The organism is Neptuniibacter marinus (genome assembly GCF_001597725.1).
Classification (GTDB): domain Bacteria; phylum Pseudomonadota; class Gammaproteobacteria; order Pseudomonadales; family Balneatricaceae; genus Neptuniibacter; species Neptuniibacter marinus.
In genome coordinates, this window is record NZ_LUTR01000005.1 from 78,796 (window position 1) to 104,133 (window position 25,338).

Sequence of the window (25,338 nt, forward strand, 5' to 3'; positions counted from 1 at the left end):
ATAGTTTCAAATGATGATGTCTATCCGCATCTAGGCCACAAAAACCATACTAATAAAAGGGTTTTATTCGTCTATTTCTAATCGCTTCAGCAAGCTTGAGGTATCTAAACGCCCACCTCCCATCGCTTGCACGTCCGCATAAAACTGATCCACTAATGCGGTAACAGGTAAACGAGCGCCATTTTTACGAGCTTCAGAAAGTACTATATCAAAATCTTTCCGCATCCAATCGACAGCAAAACCAAATTCAAACTTATTATTAATCATCGTTTGATGGCGATTAGCCATCTGCCAAGAGCCCGCAGCACCATGCTGAATTACATCGAATACTTGTTCAGCATCTAGGCCTGAACATTTGGCAAAATGAACCGCCTCAGAAAGGGCCTGCACCAATCCACCTATACAGATCTGATTAACCATTTTGGCTAGCTGTCCTGAGCCTACCTCTCCCAGTAAACGTATAGATTTTGCGTAAGCCTCAATAACGGGCGAGGCTTTTGCGAACGACGCATCATCGCCACCAACCATGACACTTAATACACCATTTTCTGCACCTGCCTGACCACCTGAAACGGGCGCATCAAGAAAGCCAACATTTTGTCCTTGAGCGATTGCATAGATCTCTCTAGCCACTTCTGCTGAAGCGGTTGTATGATCAACGAGTATCGCGCCCCCTGAAATACCTTTGAGAACGCCGTCTTTACCACAAATTACATCACGTAAATCATTGTCGTTACCTACACAAACAAATATGATCTCTGCGTCCGTTGCGGCCTCTGCTGGCGTAATGCCGTAGCTACCTTTGTGTTCCTTCACCCAGCTTTCAGCTTTACTTGTTGTTCGGTTATAGACTTTAACCTGATGACCCGCTTTAGATAAATGCCCTGCCATTGGGTATCCCATAACGCCTAAGCCAATGAATGCTACGTTCATAATCATCCTATAAATTGCTGGTTAAACTAACGAATTGGTACTAAGAAAAGCCACATGACGACTTAAAAGAATCAACAGTTAAGCAAAAGCATCTCTTTTTTTCTACTTGTTTATAAAGTTTAAGTAAACATTGGGCTGCCAAGCATTAGCTAAAAATAGCTCTATAATATCAAGGGAACAATAAGCGGCATAAGGTAAAACAACCCCCACTAATTTGTTAGAATGATTGAAAATCATTAGTAGGTAATCAAATGAAATTCCGTAAAATTATTGGCCTTTTGCTGATGCTATTTATTACCTTCAGCATGACTCTTAGCGCACATGGGGAAACAGGCTCTGAACTTTTTAAACTCAGCTTAAAAGATGCAGATAATGAAACGGTGAACCTTGCAGATTATAAAGGAAAAATCATACTCCTTAATTTCTGGGCTACATGGTGTCCGCCTTGCGTAAAAGAGATGCCATCCATGCAGCGGTTAAAAGTGCATTTCTCTGAGCAACCTTTTGAAATAATAGCGATCAATATTGGTGAAAGCTCAACAGCGGTGTCTAGCTTCTTACTTGAGCTTGAGACAGAACTGACCTTCCCTATCTTACTTGATGAAGAGGGAGAATCTTATCAACGATTTGGTATTCGAGGTTTGCCAATGACTCTTCTTCTGGATAAAGAAGGCGAGTTAATTTTACGAACCTTGGGCGGTAGAGATTGGGATAGTGATGACTCCATCCAATTAATAAACAACGCTCTCCATTAAAAGATAAATAGATCATTAACGCCTAATAAAAAACCGGCTTACAAAAGCCGGTTTATCTTTAGATAACTCACGTTATTCAGCCGCAAATACGGCCGCAGCCGCTTGCGCTGCAACACCTATATCAATAGGTGCTTTCATATCAACTAAAGTGTTTTCCAATGCATCTAAGCAAAGCATAACATTACGTTGCGTTGCCGCTGAGCCCATCAAACCTATGCGCCAAACTTTACCAGCTAAGGCGCCGAGACCGGCTCCGATCTCAAGATTATAGTTTTGCAGTAATGCGGTACGTACAGCTGCATCATCAACATCTTCAGGTATATAAACTGAATTCAGTTGCGGTAAACGACTATCTTCCTCAACTAAAAAGCCAATTCCCATAGCCTCCAAACCCGCGCGCAGCGCTTGATGATGCTTTTCATGCCGAGCCCAAGCGTTTTCTAAACCCTCCTCCTCAAGCATAACTAACGATTCGTGAAGCGCATACAAAGAGTTTACCGGTGCGGTATGGTGATAAGCGCGCTTACCGCCACCTCCCCAGTAACCCATTACTAGATTTGTATCTAAAAACCAGCTTGGAACGGGTGTTTTACGGTTTTTAACCACATCAACTGCTTTATCACTAAAGCTAACCGGCGAGATACCCGGAGGACATGACAAACACTTCTGTGTACCGGAATAGATTGCATCAATCCCCCAACCATCGACGTCAAGCTCAATACCCCCTAGTGAGGTAACTGCATCGACAATGGATAATGCATTATTAGCATGGGCGATGGCGCAAAGGGCCTTAGCATCCGAGCGAACACCCGTGGACGTTTCTGCATGAACAAAAGCCAAGGCTTTAATATTTGTGTGCTCCGCAAACGCGGCTTTTACTTTCTCTACGCTAACCGGAGTTCCCCACTCATCTTCGATAAGAATACACTCACCACCGAAACGAAGGACATTTTCCTTCATACGTCCGCCGAATACACCGTTTTGGCAAACAATAACTTTGTCACCAGGCTCAATAAGGTTAACAAAGCAGGCTTCCATTCCAGCGGAGCCTGGGGCCGAAATAGGCATAGTTAACTCATTGTTAGTTTTAAAACAGGTTTTGAGCATCGCTTTTACTTCATCCATCATACGGATAAATTCAGGATCAAGATGCCCAATCGTTGGTCGCGCCATAGCGGCAAGCACACGGGGACTTACATCAGAGGGACCAGGGCCCATTAATGTGCGTACTGGAGGGTGAAAAGAAGTTGTCATTTTAGAGCCTTATTTAACGCTTGCTAAAGCTAGTAAATTTTTAAGGCTCTATTTGTATCAGTTGACGGCTAACTCATCAATCATTGCGATGATCATTTCTGCAGAATGTTTAGCCGCTGTTGTTAAAAACTGATCGAAGGATACCCCTGACTCTTTACCTGCAATATCAGAAAGTGCACGAATAACAATAAAGGGAGTAGAAAATTGATGGCAGGCTTGCGCTATAGCTGCTGCTTCCATCTCAACCGCTTTCATGGTCGGAAAAAGAGCGCGTTTGCGTTCAACGCGTGCTGAATCATTCATAAATTGATCACCCGTAGCGATCAAACCTCGTACGGTTTTGACTCCATCCATGCGAGATATACAACGTTCAGCGACAGCCGCTAAGGTTTCATCAGGTAAGAATGAAGCGGGCTGCTGAGGTACTTGGCCATAAACATAACCAAACACTGTTAAGTCAACATCATGGTGACGGACTTCAGAGGAGATAACGACATCCCCTACATTCAGCTCTGGATCAAAACCACCAGCGGAACCTGTATTTATGATGCAATCAGGCTTAAACATTTGCAACAAGATGGTTGTACCAATCGCAGCATTCACTTTACCAATGCCTGACTGTAATAGCACAATATCTTTGCCGTGCAGTTTACCTGTATATATATGATAACCGGCAACGGTATGATCTTCTCTATATTCAAGAGAAGCCTTAAGCAGTTTTACTTCTTCGTCCATTGCACCGATGATTCCGATGCGTACATTACCGCTTTTCTGCTTAAGCAGATCAGCCATATTTTGATCTGTGCTCATTAGAGACTGTTACCGTCGTTTTATTATATAAAGTATGTTGATAATCCGTGGCGGATTAGATCACAGCTGTCAACAAAAAAATAGCATTGAGGCCTTGCTTATTCGACGATTACGACCTTTTTCTTCATCTCTCGTAAATTATCTGCACGTTCATTGATATAGCGCTGAAATTCGGGTTCTCTTTCATATATTTTTTGACTGACGTATTCCAAAGCTGCTTGGAAATGAAATGACCTTACATAACTATCAATTCTAAAACGCTCTTGATTATTTTCATCAAATAACACGAGACTAGGGAAGTAGGTTAAGCCTAGATCATCCGCCCACTGTTTTGCAGTTTTAGGCGCTTGATCAGGTAGCGTAAGTAGCGTGTTTTCATCAGACAGATCAACTCTTAACGCTTTATATGGCAATAGCAGTTGATGGGTATCTTTACGTGATAACACTGTTTTATGAAGCTGTTCACAATCCGCACAACCTGGGTATTCAAAAAGTACGGCAACAGGCTGATCTGCATTTAATTGAGATGATTTTTTTAGCTCATTAAAAACCGAGGTAGGATAAAGCTCAACGCCTGTAGTTTTACTGATAATCTGTTGGGCTAAAAATGGTTCTTGTGAGCCGCTAATCACATAGTCCATAATTTTAGCGAGCATGGCTTTACTACGATAACCATCAATTCGTAGACTAGGTTCTAGGTCCCCTGTAAAAAAGATAAGCGTTGGCGTAAATTGTACTTTCCATTTAACCGCAAGCTCTTTCTCTGTAAATATTTCACCGCTAGGTAATGTTATCTCTCGATCCCCCCATAAATTAAGGGCAATCACATCAAAATGCTCCTGAATAAAGACGCTTAACTGAGGATCTAAAAAGGTTTGCTGCACTAAGTTATAGCAATAAGGACAACCTGCCTGATGAAAATAAAGTAATAGATTTTTCCCCTCCTCGTCCGCTTCTTGAATATCATCGGCAAGGTCTAAAAAGCTGTTTTTGAACCAATAAGGCTCCTCAATTACAGTACCTGAATAGTTAATGATCTGAGTGCCCACCTCAGGCTCATCTGCATAAGCATTGGTTACACCTAAGCTTATTACAACTAAAAACATTAACCATCTATGCATTTAACCACCTGCGCTTATCCAATCTGGATAATTGTCTTTAAATGAGTGTTTAGTCCGAGAGGTACAATCCATCCCAAGCAAACTTTTTAAATAATTGATCTGTATATTGATCAACCGGTGCACCAATATCCATCATCTGCTGGGTGACAGGATGTTCAAACTTAATATTAGATGCCATTAACATTAAACGCTGTAAATCGAAGTTCTCACGAAACGATTTGTTATGTTTATTATCCCCATGATTTGTATCACCAATAATGGGATGGAAAATATGTTTCATATGACGGCGAATCTGATGTTTTCTACCGGTTTTAGGCTTTACCTCAACCAGCGAATAGCGTGATTTTTCATATCGACCAACTGGAATATCTAACTCTACTGTTGCTAAACGTCGGTATTCTGAAACAGCCTCTTGCGCCTCTTTATCTTTCTTTGCGTGTTTATCCGCGATCTTATCCAGCTCCTCTTTCAGCGCGTAATCGATAAGATCTGCTTCGGGAGTATAGCCTCTCACCATACAGAGATAAGTTTTTTCAACTTTTCTCTCTGCAAAGAGTAAATTCATTTTTTGAGCAATCTCTTTATTTTTACCAAACAAAATCACCCCCGATGTTGGCCGGTCCAATCGGTGAATTGTATAAGGGCTCCCGCCATTAAAATACTCTTTAAGCATAGAGGCTAGATTTGGCGTGCCCCGCGGCGCTATCCAACTAGGATGAACTAATAAACCTGAAGGTTTATTTAGGGCAATAATGTCATCATCTTCAAAGAGTATATTTAAATTATTCATGCTGATTTCATCTGTTTGGAGGACGGCTGATTCTACGTGAGCGTAAAACTATGTAAAGAGACCTTGAAAAACCCAGTAAAATGCTTATATATAGAGGTATATTAAACAAGGATTTTCTTCGAGGGTAACATGCGTAACGTAAACACTTATGATGTTCAGTCTGAACAATCAGTTTTACAAACGAACAAAGTAATTCGAAATACCTACATGCTACTTGCTATGACGATGGTTGTTAGTGCAATTACAGCAGGCATTTCAATGCTGCTACAAATGCCTATGATCGTGTACTTAGGCAGCTTTATACTTAGTTTTGTTATGTTATTCATTTTGAATAAGAAGCAGAACAGTGCTGCTGCTCTTCCGCTTGTCTTCCTTTTTACCGGCATGATGGGCTTTGGACTAGGCCCTGTCATTAATAACTACCTTGCCATGGCAAATGGTGGGCAGATTGTAATGACAGCGCTTGGCATGACAGGCTTAACCTTTTTTGGTTTATCCGCTTATGTACTGACAAGCAAAAAAGACTTCAGCTTTATGGGAGGCTTTTTAGCAGCAGGTATGATGGTTGCGATTATTGCCATGGTTGCCTTATTTGTATTGCCACTTTTCGGTGTACAGCTAGGTGCCCTACATTTAGCATTTTCTGCTCTTGTCGTATTGCTGATGTGTGGTTTTATCCTTTATGACACAAGCAATATCGTAAACGGTACTTACACAAACTACATTATGGCGACTGTTAGTTTGTACCTAAACATCTACAACCTATTCATTCATCTGCTTAGCCTTGTTGGCGTGCTTAGCGATGACTAATTAAAGTAATAGTATGAAAAAGCCCCGCTTTCTTTGATAAGATAGCGGGGCTTTTTATTTTGTAGCTGATGAAAAATAGCGCCTAACGTAGACTTCCAACCAGCAGATACTATGAAATTTTCTTTAATCGTCCATGCCTCACCCTTTAGTGCGCAAACCTCCTCAACCGCTTACCGTTATGCGAAGTGCTTGTTAGAGGAAGGGCATCAAATTTTTCGTATTTTTTATTATGGTGATGGCGTGCTCGTGGCTAATCAACAGATTGCGCCTCCTCAAGATGAAACTAACCTTTTAACCTCATGGCAGTTGCTTGCTAAAACGCATAATTTAGATCTTGTGGTTTGTATTGCCGCTGCAGTTAAACGCGGTGTTTTAGACGACAATGAAGCGCAACGATACGATAAGAAAAATGCTAATCTCGCTTTAGGGTTTGAACTATCTGGACTAGGCCAGCTTGCTGAAGCCATTGCGGCTTCAGACCGTGTTATCACTTTTGGGAATTAAGAGATGATTGATAAAAAAAGCATATTAATTATCAACCAATCGGCGCCTTATGGATCAAGTAAGGCAAGAGAGTCTCTTGATGTTGCGCTAACTTGCTCCATTTTTGAAATGCCGGTATCCCTTCTTTTTATCGGTGATGGCTTGTACCAACTCATCAACAACCAATCCCCTGACGCCTTGAACATGAAAAAACATGAAGCAATGCTCAGTGCTCTACCTATGTATGATATTGAAAAGATCTACATAACCGAAGAAGACTTAGAAAGCATAGGCTTAACTGAAAACGATTTAGCTATGCCGGTAACACTTATCCAAAGAGATGCTATTGCATCACTTATCCAACAAAATGATTCTGTACTGACTTTTTGATTATGACTTTACATGTAATTAACAAAACGCCCCAGAATAAGTCTCTATATCTCAATATGTTGAATGGCCTATCCTCTGGCGATGCCATACTACTTATTGAGGATGCGGTTTATAGCGCCTTAGAAGCTCATCAAAGCCTTTTTAAAGCTTTATCGCCTGATGATATTCAACTAAGCGCACTAGAAGCTGATATCCAAGCACGCGGTCTAGAAGATAAGCTCTCACCTAGATTTAGCAGCGTTAATGACCAAGGCTTTGTTAAACTAAGCTGTGAACACGACAAAATTGTCAGCTGGTACTAAAATATGCCGATAGAATTTGATGATGAAGGTTATTTGCGTGATTTAAGCGACTGGTCTCCTGAAATGGCAATAGACATTGCCACGGCAGAAGGCATTAGCTTAACCGACGCACATTTAGAAATTATCACTGTTGTAAGAGAGTTTTATCAAACTTATGAGCTTTCACCCGCTATGCGTCCGCTAGTAAAAGCCGTTTCCTTGAAACTTGGAAAAGATAAAGGCAAGAGTATCTACTTGATGAAGCTATTCCCAGGAAGCCCAGCTAAAATCGTTGCCAAGATTGCGGGCCTACCTAAGCCTGATAACTGTATTTAATTAACCTACGAATTATTGATAAGCTCAAATCTACGCGGTTTTTTCCATATCTGAGGTTTTCAGTCTAAATTGATTAGTCTATGTTTTAACAAAGTATATTTCTAAGCTTTTCAATAGTATCCAAGCTATGGGATACTCGGATAAAAGTATAGGGCCTTTTTAAGAAGTCATTTTTTAAAGAGACCTTTTGTATAGTGAATTTGGATGGGTAGAACACCATGGGTTTAGAATCAGCAGCTGAACACCTTCGGAGCTTACAAGCAGATCAAGCTTTTCAGCAAAAAGAATCAACTGAAAGCAGACGAAGCAATCAAGAGGAAGTGGTCTACCATCAACTAGCAACATTCAAGGTTGATAATGAGCTTTATGGCATAGATGTAGTCCAAGTAAAGGAAGTTTTGCGTTACAGCGAAATAACACCCGTTCCCGGCTCTGATGATTATGTCCTAGGTATTATCAATCTACGCGGTAACGTAGTCACGGTTATTGATACACGACTTCTATTTGGGATAGCCGCCCACAAACCAAGTGATGATACGCGTATTATCGTGGTTGAATATAACGAACAGGAAGTTGTCGGTTTAGTGGTCGACAGTGCCGATGAGGTTATTAATCTGCCGCAAAATGATATTGATCGAGCCCCTAATGCAACCGGCGAAGAAACCACAAAACGCTTTGTAATGGGTGTGTGCTATTACAATAATATTTTGATTATTTTGTTAGATATATTCAAAATGCTACAAAGCATTACCCCTTTAGATGAAAATGAAGAGGCCTTCTAAACGCCTTTTTAATATATTAAAGGCTGCCAAAGGTAGCCTTTAATTACTCACCTATATGAACAGCTATTTCCCTCCTACTACCCGCATGGCGGTGCTCCCAACAAAACACACCTTGCCACACGCCCAAACACAAGCGCCCATTTTTAATCGGTATAGAAAGAGAACTTGCCGTTAAAGCTGCCTTTATATGCGCGGGCATGTCATCAGCGCCTTCAAAGACATGAGTATATAAACTATCACCTTCAGGTACTAAGCGATTAAGCCATTTTTCAAGATCCGCTTGAGCGCTAGGATCTGCATTTTCCTGAATAACCAAACTCGCACTTGTATGCTGAATTAAAAGATTACAGATACCATCAGTTACTTTTGAGCGCTCCACTAATAGCTCTAAATCCGATGTAAATTCATATAAACCTTGGCGGCGCGTAATAACCCTAAGTATGTCGACCATAAAAAATGCCCCTTTTTAAAAGGGGCATTTTAGCAAGAATATTGAGTCTATGGCTGTGAGGAATCTACAATCACATAACCCGATTGGTTGTCATAAACTTACTTTCTACATCAGGGCCTGCATTATCCGCATACAAGGTAACCCCTGAACGTAAACAGATCGATAAATTCTGATGTGATTCTTCTGTTTCTTTAGGTAGAAGATGCTCAACGATCTCTTTCTCATCAAGCAGCTCTTGCTCAGTCGCTGTTAGACGTTGGCGACTAAAGTCCCCTACTTCAATATCATGCACAATCTGGTAGCGTCCGTAGTTACAACGCACAGGGAATGAATAGAAAATACCTTTAGCGATCCCATAACTACCATCACTCAATATACCCATACTGATGATTTCACCAGGATCAGTTCCTAAAACCCAGTCGCGCATCTGATCGACAATAGCTTGTGCGGCAGACGCGGCACTTGAAAGGCCTCGCGCTTCAATGATTTCCCCGCCCCGCTGTTGAACTTTAGGAATAAATTCATCTCGATACCATGCAGTGTCAACCTGAGACATTGCCGGTTTGCCTAGGATCGTTGCTTGATGTAAATCAGGGTACTGGGTTGGCGAATGGTTACCCCAGATCATAATGCCGCCAATATCACGCGTTGTTGCCCCACAGTGATTAGCGAGAATACCTTTTGCACGGTTGTGGTCTAAACGAGTAAGGCAAGTAAACTGAGACGGGCTCAGGTCTGGCGCATTACGGCTAGCAATTAATGCATTAGTATTTGCAGGGTTACCGGTAACTAATACTTTTACATCACGGTTAGCAAAATCGTTTAATGCTTTACCTTGACGGGCAAAAATTGCCGCATTTTCTTCTAATAGGTCACGTCGCTCCATGCCTGGACCACGTGGTTTTGCGCCAACTAATAGAGCGTAATGGGCACCTCTAAAACCGGCTTCAACGCTATCATGCAGTGTAATGGTGTGCAGCAATGGGTATGCGCAATCCATCAACTCCATCGCAACGCCACGCAACGAGTCCATTGCATGGGGAAGTTCAACTAATTGAAGAATAACGGGCTGATCTTTTCCCATCATCTCTCCAGCGGCTATTTTGAATAGTAAGCTATAACTGATTGCACCAGCTGCACCGGTAACCGCTATACGAACGGGACGTCTCATACCTATAACCTCTTAGAATATACTTATATTTATAGAGAAATTATACCAAAGTATAACAACTTGAGAGCGAAAAGTAATTAATCCACCTCTAGTTGGGGATACCTTTTTAGATACTATCGCGAATATATGATTTATTCAGACTTATTTAATAAGATTCAGGCAGTGCTAATATTCAGCGTTCGTGCTTTAGGCAAGCTTTCTATAAACCTCTTGAGGTTTCAGCGCGAAGAAAAGTACGCTCATCTTGAGCTAAAGCCATTTTTATCATCCCTAAAAGCTTCTCTTTATCTCTATTTAAAATGCCTTTAAGGACTAAATAGTTAGAGGCATGATCACTGCGGAATATGGTTTTCTCTAACTCAAGATGGGATATAAATAACTCCATCTCTTGTATAAGCTGCCGTTGAGAAGCCATTATAAAATCATCTCCAAATGCAGAGATAAAGTTCGCTTCGCCTTGACGAAAAAACAGGACTAATGTTGCTAAGTACTCAGGCTGTGTTTCATTGACCAGTTTTGCGGCATCAAGTGCATGTTGCTCAGAGTAATTAACGCCCCCCATACCATTGATGATCATTACCGATGATTTGATGCCCGCCCCTTTAATTTTATGCAGAGCATCAACTGTCGATTGAAATGTCTCACCTTTATCGATTTTAGAAAGAATCAGGTCATTGCCACTCTCTGCCCCGACATATAAAAGCTCTAACCCTAAAGCTTTGAGTTCAGCGAGCTCTTCAACACTTTTCTTTTTAAGATTGCGCGGCAGGCAATAAGAGGAGACACGGCTAACAGTCGGCAAATGCTCTTTTATCGCCAGCAGAATCCCTTTAAGGCGTTCGAAAGAGAGCGCCATCGCATCGCCATCAGCTAAAAATACACGCCTTACAGCGGCGAGAGGTTGCGCACAACGTTTCAGATCTTCGACGATGTCATGTTGTGATTTAGGTTTAAACTTCTTTTGCGGTTGGGTATACATTTCACAAAAAGTACAGTTATTCCAACTACACCCATTTGTTACCTGCAATATGAGTGAATTGGCCTCACTGGGAGGGCGAAAGACAGGCTCAATATAGTTAATGGGTGGGTAGATATGCATATTACTGCGCGGCTTTGTTAAACAAGGTATAAAAGTTTTCGCTGCTGGCTTCGGCTACCGCTTCTACGCTAATGCCTTTCAAATCGGCTACGCATTGAGCAACCTCAACAACATACTTGGGCTCATTTTTCTTACCACGGTGAGGAACTGGTGCTAAATAAGGCGAGTCTGTTTCAATCAGGATGCGATCCAGAGGCACCGCTTTAACGACTTCACGTAGATCTGCCGCATTTTTAAACGTGATAATGCCAGAAAAAGAGATCATATAATTTAAGTCTAGCGAGGCTTTCGCCATCTCCAAGCTTTCGGTAAAGCAATGCATCACCCCAGCAGAATCTAAATTGCCATGAGCCTTAATCAAAGAGATTGTGTCTTGTTGAGCTTCGCGAGTATGGATGATAGTGGGAAGCCTCAATTGTCCTGCCGCAAGCAGATGATTCTTGAAGCTCTCTTGTTGCGGTTCTTGAGTGTCTTTCTGATAGAAATAATCTAAACCCGTTTCGCCAATAGCTATGATTTTTTCACGCTCTGCGCGCTCGATAAGATCACGAATATCCACCGCCTCTTCAGATGCACTAAGCGGATGGACACCAACCGAAGCATATACCTGCTCATATTTTTCGATAAGGGTATACATAGCATCAAAATTGGCAAGATCGATGGAAACGCAAAGCATCTTTTCTACTTTACGGTCATGTGCAGCCTGAAGCATTTGAGAAAAATCATTGTTATATGGGGACAGGTCTAGCCTGTCCAAATGGCAGTGCGAATCAATAAACATAGGAGGGGTAACTTAAAGTGCGTTAGTCTTACGCTCAGAACTTAAAGAGCCGGCTAAGTAGTTTTCAATCTTGTTAATTAAAGTGGAGTCATCCGTTGATAGTTGAATGCCTATACCGGGTGTACGGCCGCCTTGGGCGCCTTTAGGGGTAACCCAAATAACTTTACCCGTTACCGGTATCTTATCGCCCTCTTCCATTAGCTCAAGCAGCATAAAAACTTCTTCGCCAAGATGGTAAGAACGTAACGTAGGTATAAATAGACCGCCGTTAAGGATGTACGGTAGATAAGCCTCATACAGCTCTTCTTTGGTTTTTATCGTTAACGATAAAATACCATGGCTTAAACGTGGTACAGCGACCATAAAATCTATTCTCCTTAATTAAGCAGTGCAGCCCACTCCAGTAGGATGCATTCGAGCAATAATTGTTTATTCGGATTTTGCCTTAACAATATAGCTTTGCGCTCTTCATGAACTTTATCTGCTAACTTGAAGATTTTAACGGGGTTAGTTTTTTTAGCAACTGCATTGATCATATTACGAGCATCATCTTGACGAATAAACTCACTTGATTCACATACAGCCCCTCTCGCGGCGTCAATCAGCAAGCTATAGAACCAGCCTAAAATAAGTTCAATGTTTAATTTATTCCAGCTTTGTGCGACTTCAAGGGCGGTACGACGCTGTTTAAGTATATCGGCTAAGCCTCTAACAAGATGCGCCCTCTGCTCATTTAAACCATTATCAATATAAGCTAACGCCTCCATGGGCGCTCCCAAGTTGATATGAAGTATATTTTTAGCGCGTTCTTCATCCAGCTCGGCAGCATTCATTAACCAGCGTATAGCTTCTGGCTCTGCGGGCGGATAACACTCCACATGCTGGCAACGGCTTTTAATGGTTGGTAATAACTGCCCCATTTTTGAGGTGATCAGCAAAATCAGCGTATCTCTGCCTGGCTCTTCGAGCATTTTCAATAGAGCATTTGCAGATGCGATATTCATTGAATCCGCAGGGTTAAGCACAACAACTCTATACCCGCCTTGCTGTGCCGTACTGTAAATAAATTCGTTTAATGTGCGAACTTGATCAACTTTTAGTTGTTTACCTTGCTCTTCAGGTTCTAACAAATACAGATCTGGGTGACTGCCTGCTATATTTAGCTCACAAGGCTTGCAATGTCCGCAAGCTTTACCATTTTCTGGATTTTGACAAAGTAGATAGTGAGCAAAGGCTTTAGCAAAATCGACTTTACCTATACCCGACATACCATGCAGCAAAAGCGCATGGGGAAGGCGTTTATCTTGATGTAACTGAGCAAGATGTCGAAAGCGGTCATTAAACCAAGGATGAATTGATACAAGCTCAGACATAAATCTAATTACCCAAATACAAACTGACTGCTGATGCTATCTGCTGCTGAACTTCAGACAATGGAACTGAGGCATCAATAATGGCGAAACGCTGAGGCTCATTTTTAGCTCGCTGAAGGTAAGCGTCTCGAACCTTGCTAAAAAAGTCGATTTTTTCCTGTTCAAATCGGTCGGGTTCACTACGCGCAGAAGCGCGTTTCAAACCGACCTCAACATCCAGATCCAATAACAAGGTTAAATCCGGATGAAGACCATGCTGAACCAGCTTTTCTAATAGGCTTATATGCTCGTAATCAATACCTCGTCCACCACCTTGATAAGCAAAGGTCGCATCAGTAAAACGATCGCTTATCACCCAAGCACCTCGATCTAATGCGGGGCGGATCACGTTTTCTATATGCTGAGCCCTAGCGGCAAACATCAGTAAAAGCTCAGTATCTTCGCTTACACGCTCATCACGTGGACTCAGTAGAAGTGCGCGCAACTCCTCAGCGAGTGGTGTTCCACCTGGCTCTCGAGTCAATACAATCTCGATCCCACGCGCTTTCAGAAGGTTACATAGGAAATCAATATTGGTCGATTTACCAACCCCTTCCGTACCTTCAACAGTGATAAAGCGGCCTTGCTGAACTCTAGTCATATATTCCTGTTTATTATTTACGGTGATGAACGATAATCTTTACGACGCGACAACTGATACTTTTTCACCGCATTATTATGTTCTCTAAGCGTTGAAGAAAAGTAATGGCTTCCATCACCTTTTGCAACAAAATAGAGTGCCTTACCCTCTTTAGGGTGAAGTGCCGCAGTAATGGCATCAGGCCCAACCATAGCGATAGGCGTTGGCGGCAGCCCTGAAATTGTGTAGGTATTATAAGGTGTCGGCTTGCGTAGATCTGAACGACGTATATTACCTTTGTAATTATCTCCCATACCGTAGATAACCGTAGGGTCAGTCTGTAAACGCATACCTATATTTAAACGGCGTACAAACACTCCGGCAATAATGGGTCTTTCATCGGCGCGTGCGGTTTCTTTTTCAACAATTGACGCCATGATCAAGGCTTCATATGCAGACTTATAAGGCAATTTTTCATATCGAGATGCCCATTGTTGCTCTAACTGGTCAACAAGCATCTTATGCGACCGTTTAAGCAAGGCAAAAGCTGAACTGTTTTTTTCAAAGCTATAAGTTTCAGCGAGAAAGAGGCCTTCAAGATGTTTATATTCGGTATCTAACTGTTCGAGTAGCTGTTCTGGTGAAAGCCCTTCAATATCGTTCTTTAAATATTGATTTGACTGTAGCGCAGCCAATAGCTGCTTATAATTACTACCTTCTATAATTGTGAAATTGTAATTTATCGAGCGCCCTGAGGTTAATTTCTTCAATAACATGACAGGCGTCATATCAGACGTTAAGTGATATTCACCCGCTTTAATTTTTCTACCAAGTCCCGTTTGACGAGCATAAAACTTAAGATAATAGATATTTATATCATCATTTTTGGCTTTAAGTTTATTAACCAAACCATTGAAGGGTAAGCCTTTATCTATAACAATAACCTCATTATCAGAAAAATTTAAAGGCGTAGCGATATAAAGCTTAAAATCACTATACAGCCAATATGCAGCTGCAACGGCAATCAATAGTAGGCAAGCAATAATAGATAATATTTTTCTCAACAACTTAACTTCCTGAACTAATAAAAGACAAACAATCTCTCAAATTCAATCTAATTCTCGAGCAAGAATTGATTGCAGTTTTCGAGTTATGGAACCGATCTTATAATGATTATGATCTAAAGCAACGATTGGCCAGATACCAATTAGACTATTACAAATAAATGCTTCACTCGCTTCACTCAAGACGGATGGGGCAAAGCGCCCTTCCACAACCCTTACACCCTCTCTGTGTGATAGAGAGATAATATGATCCCGCATCACACCTTTAACCCCACAACGGTCAATAAGCGGCGTCTGAAGCTCTCCTGCTACGGAATTAAACCAAAACAGGTTACTCATTGTACCTTCAATCAGAAAACCTTCAGCATCTAGCATAATCCCTTCTGCAATATTAGGATCATGCCACTCATTACGAGCCATTATCTGGTCTAAACGATTCAGATGCTTTAATTGCGCCAACACAGGATTAAGAGGCAAACGATAGTCACATAATCGGGTAACAACACCCTGATCAGCCCTATCATAATTTATCACGCGATCAGTTAGCGTCATCACGCGGGTCGCTGAAACCTCTTGAGGCGGCATATAACCGCGAAAGCCATTCCCTCTTGTCACGATCAGCTTAAGTGTTTGATCCCCCTGAAACGACAATAGAGCAAGATCTGATTCAATTACAGACTCTATTGCTTCGGGAAAACCTAGCCTTTCTAAGCTAGAACGCATACGATTTAAATGCTGAGATAAAAGCTGTGGGCGCCCATCTACAACAGCAATCGTTTCAAATACCCCATCGCCGTAACAAAATCCCCGATCAGTAACCTTTATCTGATCAGTAGGAATCCCATTTACCCAAACAGCTTGCATAACTTACCTAATAATAATTATATTTTCTTAAAGAGTAGTGATGCGTTAGTCCCACCAAAGCCAAAGGAATTGGATAAAGCGGCCTCTATAACACACGCTTGCGGCGTATGAGGCACATAATTCAGATCACAGCCTTCAGATGGTTGATCTAAATTAATAGTTGCGGGTGCGATTTGATGCTTCAAGGCTTTTACACAGAATATAGCTTCAACAGCGCCCGCAGCTCCGAGTAGATGCCCTATCATTGATTTTGTTGAACTCATCCGAACATTATCAGCCGCACTCCCTAAAACCTGTTTAGCTGCATTAGATTCAGCTACATCCCCTGCGGGAGTCGAAGTGCCATGCGCATTAATATAATTAATTTTATCTAATGTGATTTTAGCGTCCGCAATTGAGTTACTCATCGCTAATGCAGCCCCTTCTCCCGATTCAGGCGGCGCGGTCATATGATAAGCATCATCACTCATACCAAAGCCAGCTAACTCGCAATAGATATCTGCGCCTCTCGCTTTAGCATGTTCATACTCTTCAAGAACAAGTATGCCTGCTCCATCCCCAAGAACAAAACCATCACGATCTTTATCCCAAGGACGACTAGCCGCTTCTGGGTCTTCATTACGGGTCGATAAAGCTCTAGCCGCTGAAAAACCAGCAATGCCTAAAGGCGTTGTTGCCATCTCAGCACCGCCGGCCAACATAACATCAGCATCGCCATATTGAATCATACGCATTGCCTGACCAATATTGTGCGTTCCTGTTGTACAGGCTGTTGTAATAGCAATATTAGGCCCTTTAAAACCATACTTAATCGCTAAGTTACCGGAAATCATATTAATAATACTACCGGGAACAAAAAAAGGAGAAACTCGACGAGGACCCGACTGACTAAGTATATCGATATTCTTCTCAATCATTGGTAAGCCACCAATGCCTGAACCTATTGCGCATCCTATGCGTCCAGCATTTTTCTCCGTAACTTCGAAACCAGCATCTTCAATTGCCTGTATCCCTGCAGCCAACCCGTACTGGATAAAAAGATCCATTTTACGCGCTTCTTTTTGGCTCACATATTGAGTTACATCGAAGTTTTTAACTGAGGAAGCAAAACGCGTCCCATAGGAGGATGCATCGAAGTGAGTAATAGGTGCCGCACCACTTTTACCCAATAATAACTGGGACCAAGTTTCAGCAACGGTATTACCTATTGGCGTTAACATGCCAATTCCAGTGACAACTACACGCCTATGTGCCATTGAATATCTCCATATACGGAATACAGATGTATAAAATAAGACTGACAGACAAAAGAAAAGCCGCGCTATCTAGGATAGGCGGCTTGTCAGAGATTCGTGCTATTAGCGATTACTGGTGTGCGTTGATGTAATCGATTGCTAGCTGAACTGTAGTGATTTTCTCAGCTTCTTCGTCTGGGATCTCTGTTTCGAATTCTTCTTCTAGAGCCATCACTAGCTCAACAGTGTCTAGGGAGTCAGCGCCCAGATCTTCAACGAAAGAAGCTTCTTGAGTAACTTCTTCTTCTTTAACACCCAACTGCTCTGCGATGATCTTTTTTACGCGCTCTTCAATGCTGCTCATATCTCTTCCTATCTTCTTATTAACACCATATACCGATTTAGCATACGGAAAGAAATTTTATTAAAAGCACTTCAGCCAACCAAGTTAACTTAAACCTAATTCAGCTAAAATGAAAACATTCTCTACCTGACGGCACATTATCAACATTTCGAGGAAAAAAACAATTCCCTGAGGCCGCTTTTAGCCCATATACATGCCACCATTGACCTGAATCGACTCTCCAGTCACATATCCGCCACTTTCGCTGGCTAAAAAACCAACAACTGATGCAATTTCTTCGGGTCGCCCAAGGCGATTCAGAGGAATTTGTGATTTCAACGCTTCTTTATGCTCATCAGCAAGCCCACTGGTCATATCGGTATCGATAAACCCAGGCGCAACACAGTTTACCGTAATATTACGGGAACCCACCTCACGCGCTAATGCACGTGTAAAGCCTTCCATGCCTGATTTAGCGGCCGCATAATTAGCTTGTCCAGCATTACCCATAGATGCAACTACTGAGCTGACGCTTATAATACGTCCCCAGCGAGCTTTGGTCATGCCTCTTAGGCAGCCTTTAACCAAGCGAAAAACGGAATTGAGATTAGTATTTAAAACTGAATCCCATTCATCATCTTTCATACGCATCAAGATATTATCACGAGTAATACCTGCATTATTAACAAGTATCTCGATTGTACCGAAATCTGTTTGTACTGTTTTAAGAACACCGGCAACGGAGTCACTACTTGCAACATCCAAAACTAAGCCTGTACCTTTAATACCAGATTCGGATAGATAATCGCTAATGGAAGTAGCGCCATTTTCACTTGTTGCAGTGCCAATAACAATCGCTCCCTGCTTACCAAGCTCAAGCGCAATTGCTTTACCTATACCGCGTGTTGCGCCGCTTACAAGCGCTACCTTACCTTCAATACTCATTCTTATTATTCCTTGCTCGTACGATTATGCATTAAGCGCTTTTTCAAGGCCCGCCGCATCATTAATCGCAGCTACGATCAGAGGTCTATGAATTTTTTTATTCAGGCCGGATAATACTTTGCCTGGCCCACATTCTAGTGCGTTTTCAATACCTTGCGCGACCATATTTTGAACGCTTTTGGTCCAAAGTACAGGGCTATACAGCTGACTTAACAGATTTTCTTTTAACTCATCAACTGATGAGGGTACTTTCGCCGTCGTGTTTTGTAAAACCTGAATTTTCGGCATACGAACTTCAATATTTGATAGCTCAATTGCCATCTGCTCAGCGGCAGGTCTCATTAAATCACAATGAGAGGGAACACTCACAGGTAAAGGAATTGCTCTTTTTGCGCCCGCTTCTTTACAATTCACAATAGCACGAGCAACGGCCTCTTTGTGGCCGGCAATAACAACCTGACCTGGACAGTTGTAATTTACAGGTGAAACCACTTCGCCCTGCTCTGCATCTATACAAGCACGTACAATAGCAGCATCTTCAAGACCAAGAATGGCAGCCATAGCACCTGCACCCGCAGGAACAGCCGTTTGCATGAATTCACCGCGCAGTTTCACAAGCTTCACGCCATCTGCAAAACTAATAGCACCAGCACAAACCAGCGCGGTGTACTCTCCTAAACTATGACCGGCAAGAACAGTAGGCATTTCACCCCCCATCTCCTGCCAAAGTCGCCACAAAGCCACACCAGCCGTTAACAGCGCAGGCTGAGTTTTATCTGTCTGATCAAGATCTTCTGAAGGACCGTTCTGAACAAGCTCCCATAGGTCATAACCTAGAACCTCCGATGCTTCTGCAAAGGTATCGGTGATCACAGGATGAGATTCTGCTAATTCAGCAAGCATTCCCTGTTGTTGGGAGCCTTGTCCCGGAAAAACAAAAGCGAGTTTTTGCGACATGATTTCCTCAAATCGACAATAAAATTAATAGCAAGCCTGCGGATTAATAAAAGAATACAGACCAAAGGGGCGTAGTTTACAACATTACGAGGTAATTAAAACCGCTATAAAGCGAATCAAGCAAGCTTATGCTCAATTTCATTGCATATCTTACTTGGGAGGTTTTGCTCTACTTCGGCTACAGCTTGATCTAGCGCATAACCAAAACAGGTTTTATTAGCTGCCCCATGACTCTTGATCACAATTCCTTGCAAACCTAACAAGCTTGCACCATTGCGTCGAGATGGGTCCAACTGCTGTTTTATTTCACTCAAAATCGGACTAGCAAGAAAGGCTAATACTTTACGATACAAGCCTTTTTTAAAACTCGATTGGAATTTATGGCTCATCAACCGCGCCAAGCCTTCACTGCTTTTAAGCGCTATATTACCGACAAAGCCATCACAAACAACAACATCGGCCTTGCCTTTGTATATATCATCCCCTTCAATGTAGCCGATATAATTAAGGCCACCCTTCTCTTCAATTAAGCGAGAAGCAAGCTTAACCTGCTCATTACCTTTAACTTCCTCGGCGCCTATATTGAGCAAGCCGATTCTAGGCTCAGCTATACCATCCACCGCTTGCACCATTACAGACCCCATTATAGCAAACTGAAGAAGGTGCTCAGCACTGCAATCAACATTAGCGCCAAGGTCAAGTATGTGGCAATGCCCATCAGCAGTCGGAACAGTTGAAGTAATAGCGGGCCGATCCACATTAGGCAATGTGCGTAATATATAACGCCCCAAAACCATCAACGCTCCAGTATTTCCAGCACTGACACAGGCCTGCGCCTGCTTATCACCAACCAACTGAAGCGCTTTAAACATTGAGGACTCTTGACCGTTACGAAGCGTTAGCGAAGGTTTTGCGCACATTGAGATAGTCTCAGCCGCATGAACAACATCAAGACGACAGGCAATTTCAGAGTTTAGCTGAGTCAAAAGAGGGGTAATAGCTTCTTGATGGCCAACAAGTTTGACCGAAAGATGCGGGTAACGTTTTAATGCGTCGATTGTAGCGGGGATCGTAATGCGGGGACCGAAGTCCCCGCCCATCACATCAACTGCAATGGTGTAGTAGGCTGACAATATTACTCGTCGTCCTGCTTAATTACTTGCTTACCACGGTAGAAACCGTCAGCAGATACATGGTGACGAAGATGCGTTTCACCTGTAGTAGTTTCTACAGATAGAGTCGGGTTTCCTAGCGCATCGTGTGAACGACGCATATCGCGACGGGAACGTGACTTCTTACTTTTCTGAACTGCCATGACTAAATAGCTCCTGGTTCTTTCTATTTGTTATTGGCTTTTAATTGCGCCAACACACTAAATGGATTCGGTTTATCGTTGTTTTCTGCCACTGCCCCGGCATCGCCGTATGAAGTTTTGATCGAGCAATCATCATGATAAGCATCATGGGGAAGACTCAAAATCAACTCTTCTTCAACCACAGAAAGCAACTCAATCTCTTCATCCCCTACTATCAGAGGATCATAAATGCGAGGAAGCTGTTTTGCAGCATCTTCACTGGCAGCAAGGCCAAGATTAAAATCTACCTCTACGGCAACCTCTACTGGATCTAAACAACGTTGACACGTCATGAAAACATGACCTTCAGCGCTGCCAGTAATGGTACGAATACGCTGTTCATCAACAGCAAACTGGAGATCGACATCAATAGAGCCTTCTGTACCAATCAATGATTGGCAAAGTATAGGCATCTTATCTAAGGCGACTGCACCTGTTATCCGCACTTCCCGCTCAGCAAGTTTTCGCGGGTCTACTTTGTTAGGTAATGGACCGTTTGACATAAGCGCGCAATTCTAGGGCTCGAAAACCCATCTGTCAAAGACTTTGGGGTTTAATTATGTAATAAAACCGCTAATATTCGAGCCTTCATACATTAACGGTTAAAAAAAGACATGAGAAACCTGATTTTAGCATCTAGTTCACCGTTTCGTCGTCAAATTTTAGACAAACTACAGCTTAAATACGCCTGCATTTCTCCAGATATAGATGAATCACCTCTAGCTAATGAAACACCCGAGGATCTCGTTGCACGATTAGCCATAGAAAAGGCACAAAAAGTAGCTGGCACTGAGCCTGATAGCTTAATCATAGGCTCAGACCAAGTCGCTGTTTTAGGCAATGAAATTTTAGGTAAGCCCCATACTCATGAAAATGCAGTCAAACAGCTACAAAAACTATCAGGACACACCGTTACTTTTTTAACAGGCCTAGCCCTGATTAATTCAAAAAGTGGTGAGGTTCAAAGCGAAACGGTGCCATTTAACGTTGTTTTTAGAACATTAACAGATGAGATGATTGAACATTACCTGCATGCAGAGCAGCCTTATAATTGCGCAGGCAGTTTTAAATCAGAAGCACTCGGCATCGTATTGTTTGAACGTTTAGAAGGTGAAGACCCAAACACCCTTATCGGCCTCCCTTTAATTCGTTTGGTGCGTATGCTGGAAAAAGAGGGGCTCAATGTCCTGTAGCCGCTAGAGTTTACCGCTAACGGTGTGTTAGATAAAAAAATGGAGGGCTTAGCCCTCCATTTTTCTCATAAGCACGCTAATTAGCGCAGTTGTGCACCCTGACTTAAGCCCAGCTGTGCACTTATCGCTTTGGTAAAACTAACACCAAGCTCATCCACAATCTGCTTCCATGGTTGGCGCTTTGGTGTGTAGTCAACAAGCTTCTCGACTTTAACGACTTCTCGCGCCACTGAACTCGTGCTGCCCAAGCCATCAATAAGACCTAAATCAACGGCCTGCTCTCCCGTCCATACAAGGCCACTAAACAATCGAGGATCGTCTTTTAAGCGATCACCACGCCCCTGCTTAACTTGATCAATAAACTGCTTGTGCGTGGTGTTAAGTACACTTTGCCAAAACTCTTTTTCGGCTTCATTACTTGGTGAGTAAGGGTCAAGAAAAGCCTTATGCTCACCTGCAGTATAAAGGCGGCGTTCGACCCCGACTTTATCCATTAGGTCAACAAAGCCAAACCCGCCTGCCACAACACCAATAGAGCCTACTAAGCTTGCTTTATCTGCATAGATAGCATCCGATGCAGCCGCTATATAATAAGCTCCTGACGCACCAATATCCGCGATAACAGAATAGAGAGGCTTCTCCGGGTGCATCGTGCGAAGGCGCTTAATCTCATCATAGATATAGCCCGCTTGAACAGGACTACCGCCAGGACTATTTATACGCAAAACAACCGCTTTTGCATTGTCTTCTTCAAAAGCTTCACGGAGTGACCAGATAATCGCGTCGGCACTCGCCTCATCATCAGCACTAATGGGTCCTTTCACTTCTATAACTGCAGTATGTGCTTCAAGTGAGGAGCTTTTTTCTAGATCATTATTAAAAAGTAGAAGACCCATCAACGCAAACAGGTACCCAAAAGTCAGAAATTTAAAGAAGATCCCCCAGCGACGTGCTCTACGCTGTTCGACAAACATCCCATTTAAGAGTTTCTCTATAAGCTTCCACTCTTTTTTACTTGAGGAGTCTTGTTTAGCATTCTCTACCGCTTTACCTAATTTACTATTCGCATCTATATCAGATTGAGTATCACTTACTGAATCATTAATAGCTTCGTCTTCTGACGCTTGGCCTTTTTTTTCATTCCATGGATTATCAGACACAAATCACTCCTGTTAGGCAAAAGCGCCTTTACTATCTAACCAATGTTCCAGTTCTGGAAAATTATCCACCTCCAAAACCGGATCAAAACCTTTTAAACGATCAATATGATGCGCACCATAACTTACCGCAATCACATCCATACCTGCTCGCTTACCCATTTCGAGATCATATTCCGTATCGCCGATCATTATTGCTTCAGAGGCAAGAACCCCTGTTTCAGCTAATATTTCTTCCAACATAAGCGGGTTAGGTTTAGATATAGTTTCATCCGCACAACGCGAAATTTCAAAAAGGTAAGCCAAACCCGTTTGAGCAAAAGCCCTATCTAAACCACGACGACTTTTGCCCGTTGCAACCGCCATACGCATCCCCTTGGCATGCATACTTTCTAAAGTATTTTGCACCCCCGGAAACAAAGGGGTTGGGGTTTCATTAACACCTAAGAAATGATGCCCATACTGAACACGCATCTGCTCAATACCAGAATCATCTATATCTGGAATCAGTATTCTGATCGCCTCAGGCAAGCCCAAGCCGATAATATTCATCACAGAAGCACTGGATGGCACAGGAAACTCACAATCAAGCGCTGCCGCTTGCATGCTAGAAATGATACGTGCAGTTGAATCAATAACCGTACCATCCCAATCAAAAATCAATAACTTATACACAAAACTCCCTTGAGCCATCTTAAATTAATGAGAATACATCTATATATAGGACTGAGCGCAAACTTCAAGCAAACTTATTAATTATTGACCTATATCTTGCTTTACTTAAGTGACGTAACGTATATTTCAGGAACTTATCCTTAAAAAAAGTTAAAAATGCAATTAAGTCGATTTACCGATTATACGCTTCGCGTGCTTTTCTATGCCGCCATTCATAAAGACCGTCTCGTCACACTTTCAGAGATAGCTAATTACTATGGTATATCTATTGAGCATCTTAGAAAGGTTGTACACGCTTTAGCGAAGTCGGGCCATTTAGCCACATTTCGCGGAAAAAAAGGTGGCATAAAATTAGCGCAAGCATCAGCAAAAATAAATCTTGCTGACATTGTCAATCAATCAGAAGGCTCACAGCCGCTAATTAACTGTGCAGAACAAGCCTGCTGTCTGAGCAATCAATGCTCACTACAAGAGGTCTTAGTTGAGGCCCAGCAAGCATTTATAAAGGTATTAGAAAAATATACCCTCGAAGATCTGTTAACCAATCCTAAAATGCGCACACTTCTCATTGCTCGCAGTACTGGTTAACAAATCTATCAACGTGTTAAACATTAGTCGTACAAAATGCTAAGGTCATATAAATACATCTAAAAAAGCCCAGACTTGAAATGAAAACATCTCAAACACGGGCTTTTAAACATAGCTGACAACTTAATCTTCCGATACTTCAAGCTTTTCAGGTGAGATCAATACACCATTATTATCGGCATAGACATATTCTCCTGGGTGGAAAGTCACACCACCAAACGTCAAGTGAACATTAAGCTCACCTAACCCTTTTTTATCTGTTTTCATTGGATGTGCGCCTAGTGCTTGAACACCAATATTAAGATCAGCAATCGCGTTAACATCACGGATACAACCGTAGATAATAATCCCTTCCCAGCCATTAACCGTTGCTTTTTCAGCTAGCATATCACCCAGCATGGCTTTACGCATCGAGCCACCACCGTCAACAACGAGCACTTTACCTTTACCTGGAAGTGCAACCTGTTCACGAACTAAAGAGTTATCTTCAAATGCTTTCAGCGTGACAATTTCACCCCCAAAACGCTCTTTACCACCAAAATTACCAAACATTGGTTCTACGACCTGTACCAGGTCTGGAAATTGATCACATAGTTCTGGTAAAAGATCTTCCACAGTTAGCTCCTTAATTGGGATTTATGGCATACAGCTTGGTGCTATATACCGTAAAATAAAACATGTATATTCGCCGATTCATTGTGCAATTGCACTACAACTTAGGCAG

The 25,338-nt window shown here is 42.3% G+C and carries 33 protein-coding genes; 9 read left to right on the top strand and 24 right to left on the bottom strand.

Features of this window, described 5'->3' with window-relative positions; translation table 11 throughout:
- Positions 1-63 precede the first annotated feature (63 nt).
- Positions 64-933 carry an NAD(P)-dependent oxidoreductase gene (locus A3774_RS06160; RefSeq protein ID WP_067864784.1) on the bottom strand — a complete coding sequence of 290 codons (870 nt, stop codon included), beginning with the start codon at positions 931-933 and terminating at the stop codon, positions 64-66.
- Between the two features lie 251 nt (positions 934-1,184).
- Here A3774_RS06160 and A3774_RS06165 point away from each other — a divergent pair, with 251 nt between their 5' ends.
- On the top strand, positions 1,185-1,688 hold the full coding sequence (locus A3774_RS06165; RefSeq protein WP_067864787.1) for a TlpA disulfide reductase family protein: 504 nt from the start codon (positions 1,185-1,187) through the stop codon (positions 1,686-1,688).
- Positions 1,689-1,760: 72 nt separating this feature from the next.
- Here A3774_RS06165 and A3774_RS06170 read toward each other — a convergent pair whose 3' ends face one another.
- The 4 genes from A3774_RS06170 to A3774_RS06185 form a co-directional block, all read right to left on the bottom strand.
- Positions 1,761-2,942 (bottom strand): pyridoxal-phosphate-dependent aminotransferase family protein, encoded by a 1,182-nt coding sequence (locus A3774_RS06170; protein ID WP_067864790.1) that lies wholly within the window; start codon positions 2,940-2,942, stop codon positions 1,761-1,763.
- 57 nt (positions 2,943-2,999) lie between these two features.
- Positions 3,000-3,752, bottom strand: coding sequence for a 5'-methylthioadenosine/S-adenosylhomocysteine nucleosidase (gene mtnN, locus A3774_RS06175; protein WP_067864793.1), 753 nt, complete (start codon positions 3,750-3,752; stop codon positions 3,000-3,002).
- 98 nt (positions 3,753-3,850) lie between these two features.
- Entirely contained in the window at positions 3,851-4,873 is a 1,023-nt protein-coding gene (locus A3774_RS06180; protein ID WP_082792369.1) for a thioredoxin fold domain-containing protein, read from the bottom strand.
- Positions 4,874-4,922: 49 nt separating this feature from the next.
- Complete coding sequence (locus A3774_RS06185; RefSeq protein WP_067864800.1) at positions 4,923-5,663, bottom strand: pseudouridine synthase; 741 nt, start codon at positions 5,661-5,663, stop codon at positions 4,923-4,925.
- A 129-nt stretch (positions 5,664-5,792) separates the two neighbouring features.
- Here A3774_RS06185 and A3774_RS06190 point away from each other — a divergent pair, with 129 nt between their 5' ends.
- From A3774_RS06190 to A3774_RS06215, 6 genes are all read left to right on the top strand, one after another.
- The gene (locus A3774_RS06190) at positions 5,793-6,473 is read left to right on the top strand and encodes a Bax inhibitor-1/YccA family protein (RefSeq protein WP_067864803.1); all 681 of its coding nucleotides are present in this window, start codon (positions 5,793-5,795) and stop codon (positions 6,471-6,473) included.
- Positions 6,474-6,584: 111 nt separating this feature from the next.
- The gene (gene tusD, locus A3774_RS06195) at positions 6,585-6,977 is read left to right on the top strand and encodes a sulfurtransferase complex subunit TusD (protein ID WP_067864805.1); all 393 of its coding nucleotides are present in this window, start codon (positions 6,585-6,587) and stop codon (positions 6,975-6,977) included.
- 3 nt (positions 6,978-6,980) lie between these two features.
- Positions 6,981-7,346, top strand: a complete 366-nt coding sequence (tusC, locus tag A3774_RS06200) for a sulfurtransferase complex subunit TusC (protein WP_067864808.1) — start codon at positions 6,981-6,983, stop codon at positions 7,344-7,346.
- Positions 7,347-7,348: 2 nt separating this feature from the next.
- Entirely contained in the window at positions 7,349-7,648 is a 300-nt protein-coding gene (gene tusB / locus A3774_RS06205) for a sulfurtransferase complex subunit TusB (RefSeq protein WP_067864811.1), read from the top strand.
- Positions 7,649-7,651: 3 nt separating this feature from the next.
- Positions 7,652-7,963 carry a TusE/DsrC/DsvC family sulfur relay protein gene (locus A3774_RS06210; RefSeq protein WP_067864814.1) on the top strand — a complete coding sequence of 104 codons (312 nt, stop codon included), beginning with the start codon at positions 7,652-7,654 and terminating at the stop codon, positions 7,961-7,963.
- A gap of 218 nt (positions 7,964-8,181) precedes the next feature.
- Positions 8,182-8,745 (top strand): chemotaxis protein CheW, encoded by a 564-nt coding sequence (locus A3774_RS06215; RefSeq protein ID WP_082792370.1) that lies wholly within the window; start codon positions 8,182-8,184, stop codon positions 8,743-8,745.
- A gap of 43 nt (positions 8,746-8,788) precedes the next feature.
- Here A3774_RS06215 and A3774_RS06220 read toward each other — a convergent pair whose 3' ends face one another.
- From A3774_RS06220 to A3774_RS06295, 16 genes are all read right to left on the bottom strand, one after another.
- The gene (locus A3774_RS06220; RefSeq protein WP_067864817.1) at positions 8,789-9,196 is read right to left on the bottom strand and encodes a secondary thiamine-phosphate synthase enzyme YjbQ; all 408 of its coding nucleotides are present in this window, start codon (positions 9,194-9,196) and stop codon (positions 8,789-8,791) included.
- Between the two features lie 70 nt (positions 9,197-9,266).
- A complete protein-coding gene (locus A3774_RS06225) occupies positions 9,267-10,367 on the bottom strand; it encodes a malate dehydrogenase (RefSeq protein WP_067864820.1) in 1,101 nt (366 codons plus the stop codon).
- A 199-nt stretch (positions 10,368-10,566) separates the two neighbouring features.
- The gene (locus A3774_RS06230) at positions 10,567-11,466 is read right to left on the bottom strand and encodes a radical SAM protein (protein ID WP_067864823.1); all 900 of its coding nucleotides are present in this window, start codon (positions 11,464-11,466) and stop codon (positions 10,567-10,569) included.
- Between the two features lies 1 nt (position 11,467).
- Positions 11,468-12,247, bottom strand: a complete 780-nt coding sequence (locus tag A3774_RS06235; RefSeq protein ID WP_067864826.1) for a TatD family hydrolase — start codon at positions 12,245-12,247, stop codon at positions 11,468-11,470.
- A 12-nt stretch (positions 12,248-12,259) separates the two neighbouring features.
- Positions 12,260-12,610, bottom strand: a complete 351-nt coding sequence (locus tag A3774_RS06240) for a PilZ domain-containing protein (protein WP_067864829.1) — start codon at positions 12,608-12,610, stop codon at positions 12,260-12,262.
- Positions 12,611-12,624: 14 nt separating this feature from the next.
- Positions 12,625-13,620, bottom strand: a complete 996-nt coding sequence (locus A3774_RS06245; protein WP_067864834.1) for a DNA polymerase III subunit delta' — start codon at positions 13,618-13,620, stop codon at positions 12,625-12,627.
- Positions 13,621-13,624: 4 nt separating this feature from the next.
- Positions 13,625-14,260: a dTMP kinase gene (gene tmk / locus A3774_RS06250; RefSeq protein WP_067864837.1), complete on the bottom strand. Its 636-nt coding sequence runs from the start codon at positions 14,258-14,260 to the stop codon at positions 13,625-13,627.
- Positions 14,261-14,277: 17 nt separating this feature from the next.
- Positions 14,278-15,306, bottom strand: coding sequence for an endolytic transglycosylase MltG (mltG, locus tag A3774_RS06255; protein WP_067864840.1), 1,029 nt, complete (start codon positions 15,304-15,306; stop codon positions 14,278-14,280).
- Between the two features lie 42 nt (positions 15,307-15,348).
- Positions 15,349-16,167, bottom strand: a complete 819-nt coding sequence (gene pabC, locus A3774_RS06260; protein WP_067864843.1) for an aminodeoxychorismate lyase — start codon at positions 16,165-16,167, stop codon at positions 15,349-15,351.
- A gap of 17 nt (positions 16,168-16,184) precedes the next feature.
- Complete coding sequence (gene fabF / locus A3774_RS06265) at positions 16,185-17,423, bottom strand: beta-ketoacyl-ACP synthase II (RefSeq protein WP_067864846.1); 1,239 nt, start codon at positions 17,421-17,423, stop codon at positions 16,185-16,187.
- Positions 17,424-17,532: 109 nt separating this feature from the next.
- The gene (gene acpP / locus A3774_RS06270) at positions 17,533-17,766 is read right to left on the bottom strand and encodes an acyl carrier protein (protein ID WP_067864849.1); all 234 of its coding nucleotides are present in this window, start codon (positions 17,764-17,766) and stop codon (positions 17,533-17,535) included.
- A 180-nt stretch (positions 17,767-17,946) separates the two neighbouring features.
- Positions 17,947-18,690: a 3-oxoacyl-ACP reductase FabG gene (fabG, locus tag A3774_RS06275; protein WP_067864850.1), complete on the bottom strand. Its 744-nt coding sequence runs from the start codon at positions 18,688-18,690 to the stop codon at positions 17,947-17,949.
- 24 nt (positions 18,691-18,714) lie between these two features.
- A complete protein-coding gene (fabD, locus tag A3774_RS06280) occupies positions 18,715-19,647 on the bottom strand; it encodes an ACP S-malonyltransferase (RefSeq protein WP_067864853.1) in 933 nt (310 codons plus the stop codon).
- Between the two features lie 116 nt (positions 19,648-19,763).
- Positions 19,764-20,780, bottom strand: a complete 1,017-nt coding sequence (gene plsX / locus A3774_RS06285; RefSeq protein WP_075107917.1) for a phosphate acyltransferase PlsX — start codon at positions 20,778-20,780, stop codon at positions 19,764-19,766.
- Positions 20,781-20,782: 2 nt separating this feature from the next.
- Entirely contained in the window at positions 20,783-20,962 is a 180-nt protein-coding gene (rpmF, locus tag A3774_RS06290) for a 50S ribosomal protein L32 (protein ID WP_067864854.1), read from the bottom strand.
- Between the two features lie 23 nt (positions 20,963-20,985).
- Entirely contained in the window at positions 20,986-21,504 is a 519-nt protein-coding gene (locus A3774_RS06295) for a YceD family protein (RefSeq protein ID WP_067864857.1), read from the bottom strand.
- Positions 21,505-21,615: 111 nt separating this feature from the next.
- On the opposite strand from A3774_RS06295, the gene A3774_RS06300 reads away from it, so the two are divergent.
- Positions 21,616-22,194 (top strand): Maf family protein, encoded by a 579-nt coding sequence (locus A3774_RS06300; protein WP_067864860.1) that lies wholly within the window; start codon positions 21,616-21,618, stop codon positions 22,192-22,194.
- A gap of 80 nt (positions 22,195-22,274) precedes the next feature.
- Here the strand turns inward: A3774_RS06300 and sppA are convergent, their stop codons facing one another.
- A complete protein-coding gene (gene sppA, locus A3774_RS06305) occupies positions 22,275-23,354 on the bottom strand; it encodes a signal peptide peptidase SppA (RefSeq protein ID WP_407937491.1) in 1,080 nt (359 codons plus the stop codon).
- A gap of 12 nt (positions 23,355-23,366) precedes the next feature.
- Positions 23,367-24,026 carry an HAD-IA family hydrolase gene (locus A3774_RS06310; protein WP_075107918.1) on the bottom strand — a complete coding sequence of 220 codons (660 nt, stop codon included), beginning with the start codon at positions 24,024-24,026 and terminating at the stop codon, positions 23,367-23,369.
- 156 nt (positions 24,027-24,182) lie between these two features.
- Here A3774_RS06310 and A3774_RS06315 point away from each other — a divergent pair, with 156 nt between their 5' ends.
- Positions 24,183-24,614, top strand: a complete 432-nt coding sequence (locus A3774_RS06315) for an RrF2 family transcriptional regulator (RefSeq protein WP_067864866.1) — start codon at positions 24,183-24,185, stop codon at positions 24,612-24,614.
- Between the two features lie 123 nt (positions 24,615-24,737).
- Here A3774_RS06315 and rraA read toward each other — a convergent pair whose 3' ends face one another.
- Positions 24,738-25,229 (bottom strand): ribonuclease E activity regulator RraA, encoded by a 492-nt coding sequence (gene rraA / locus A3774_RS06320; protein ID WP_067864869.1) that lies wholly within the window; start codon positions 25,227-25,229, stop codon positions 24,738-24,740.
- Positions 25,230-25,338 lie beyond the last annotated feature (109 nt).

Bases quoted from the DNA above. Each gene is read 5' to 3' on its own strand.
- A3774_RS06160 (WP_067864784.1), bottom strand. From the start codon at position 933: ATGAACGTAGCATTCATTGGCTTAGGCGTTATGGGATACCCAATGGCA.
- A3774_RS06165 (WP_067864787.1), top strand. From the start codon at position 1,185: ATGAAATTCCGTAAAATTATTGGCCTTTTGCTGATGCTATTTATTACC.
- A3774_RS06170 (WP_067864790.1), bottom strand. From the start codon at position 2,942: ATGACAACTTCTTTTCACCCTCCAGTACGCACATTAATGGGCCCTGGT.
- mtnN (WP_067864793.1), bottom strand. From the start codon at position 3,752: ATGAGCACAGATCAAAATATGGCTGATCTGCTTAAGCAGAAAAGCGGT.
- A3774_RS06180 (WP_082792369.1), bottom strand. From the start codon at position 4,873: ATGCATAGATGGTTAATGTTTTTAGTTGTAATAAGCTTAGGTGTAACC.
- A3774_RS06185 (WP_067864800.1), bottom strand. From the start codon at position 5,663: ATGAATAATTTAAATATACTCTTTGAAGATGATGACATTATTGCCCTA.
- A3774_RS06190 (WP_067864803.1), top strand. From the start codon at position 5,793: ATGCGTAACGTAAACACTTATGATGTTCAGTCTGAACAATCAGTTTTA.
- tusD (WP_067864805.1), top strand. From the start codon at position 6,585: ATGAAATTTTCTTTAATCGTCCATGCCTCACCCTTTAGTGCGCAAACC.
- tusC (WP_067864808.1), top strand. From the start codon at position 6,981: ATGATTGATAAAAAAAGCATATTAATTATCAACCAATCGGCGCCTTAT.
- tusB (WP_067864811.1), top strand. From the start codon at position 7,349: ATGACTTTACATGTAATTAACAAAACGCCCCAGAATAAGTCTCTATAT.
- A3774_RS06210 (WP_067864814.1), top strand. From the start codon at position 7,652: ATGCCGATAGAATTTGATGATGAAGGTTATTTGCGTGATTTAAGCGAC.
- A3774_RS06215 (WP_082792370.1), top strand. From the start codon at position 8,182: ATGGGTTTAGAATCAGCAGCTGAACACCTTCGGAGCTTACAAGCAGAT.
- A3774_RS06220 (WP_067864817.1), bottom strand. From the start codon at position 9,196: ATGGTCGACATACTTAGGGTTATTACGCGCCGCCAAGGTTTATATGAA.
- A3774_RS06225 (WP_067864820.1), bottom strand. From the start codon at position 10,367: ATGAGACGTCCCGTTCGTATAGCGGTTACCGGTGCAGCTGGTGCAATC.
- A3774_RS06230 (WP_067864823.1), bottom strand. From the start codon at position 11,466: ATGCATATCTACCCACCCATTAACTATATTGAGCCTGTCTTTCGCCCT.
- A3774_RS06235 (WP_067864826.1), bottom strand. From the start codon at position 12,247: ATGTTTATTGATTCGCACTGCCATTTGGACAGGCTAGACCTGTCCCCA.
- A3774_RS06240 (WP_067864829.1), bottom strand. From the start codon at position 12,610: ATGGTCGCTGTACCACGTTTAAGCCATGGTATTTTATCGTTAACGATA.
- A3774_RS06245 (WP_067864834.1), bottom strand. From the start codon at position 13,620: ATGTCTGAGCTTGTATCAATTCATCCTTGGTTTAATGACCGCTTTCGA.
- tmk (WP_067864837.1), bottom strand. From the start codon at position 14,260: ATGACTAGAGTTCAGCAAGGCCGCTTTATCACTGTTGAAGGTACGGAA.
- pabC (WP_067864843.1), bottom strand. From the start codon at position 16,167: ATGCAAGCTGTTTGGGTAAATGGGATTCCTACTGATCAGATAAAGGTT.
- fabF (WP_067864846.1), bottom strand. From the start codon at position 17,423: ATGGCACATAGGCGTGTAGTTGTCACTGGAATTGGCATGTTAACGCCA.
- acpP (WP_067864849.1), bottom strand. From the start codon at position 17,766: ATGAGCAGCATTGAAGAGCGCGTAAAAAAGATCATCGCAGAGCAGTTG.
- fabG (WP_067864850.1), bottom strand. From the start codon at position 18,690: ATGAGTATTGAAGGTAAGGTAGCGCTTGTAAGCGGCGCAACACGCGGT.
- fabD (WP_067864853.1), bottom strand. From the start codon at position 19,647: ATGTCGCAAAAACTCGCTTTTGTTTTTCCGGGACAAGGCTCCCAACAA.
- rpmF (WP_067864854.1), bottom strand. From the start codon at position 20,962: ATGGCAGTTCAGAAAAGTAAGAAGTCACGTTCCCGTCGCGATATGCGT.
- A3774_RS06295 (WP_067864857.1), bottom strand. From the start codon at position 21,504: ATGTCAAACGGTCCATTACCTAACAAAGTAGACCCGCGAAAACTTGCT.
- A3774_RS06300 (WP_067864860.1), top strand. From the start codon at position 21,616: ATGAGAAACCTGATTTTAGCATCTAGTTCACCGTTTCGTCGTCAAATT.
- A3774_RS06315 (WP_067864866.1), top strand. From the start codon at position 24,183: ATGCAATTAAGTCGATTTACCGATTATACGCTTCGCGTGCTTTTCTAT.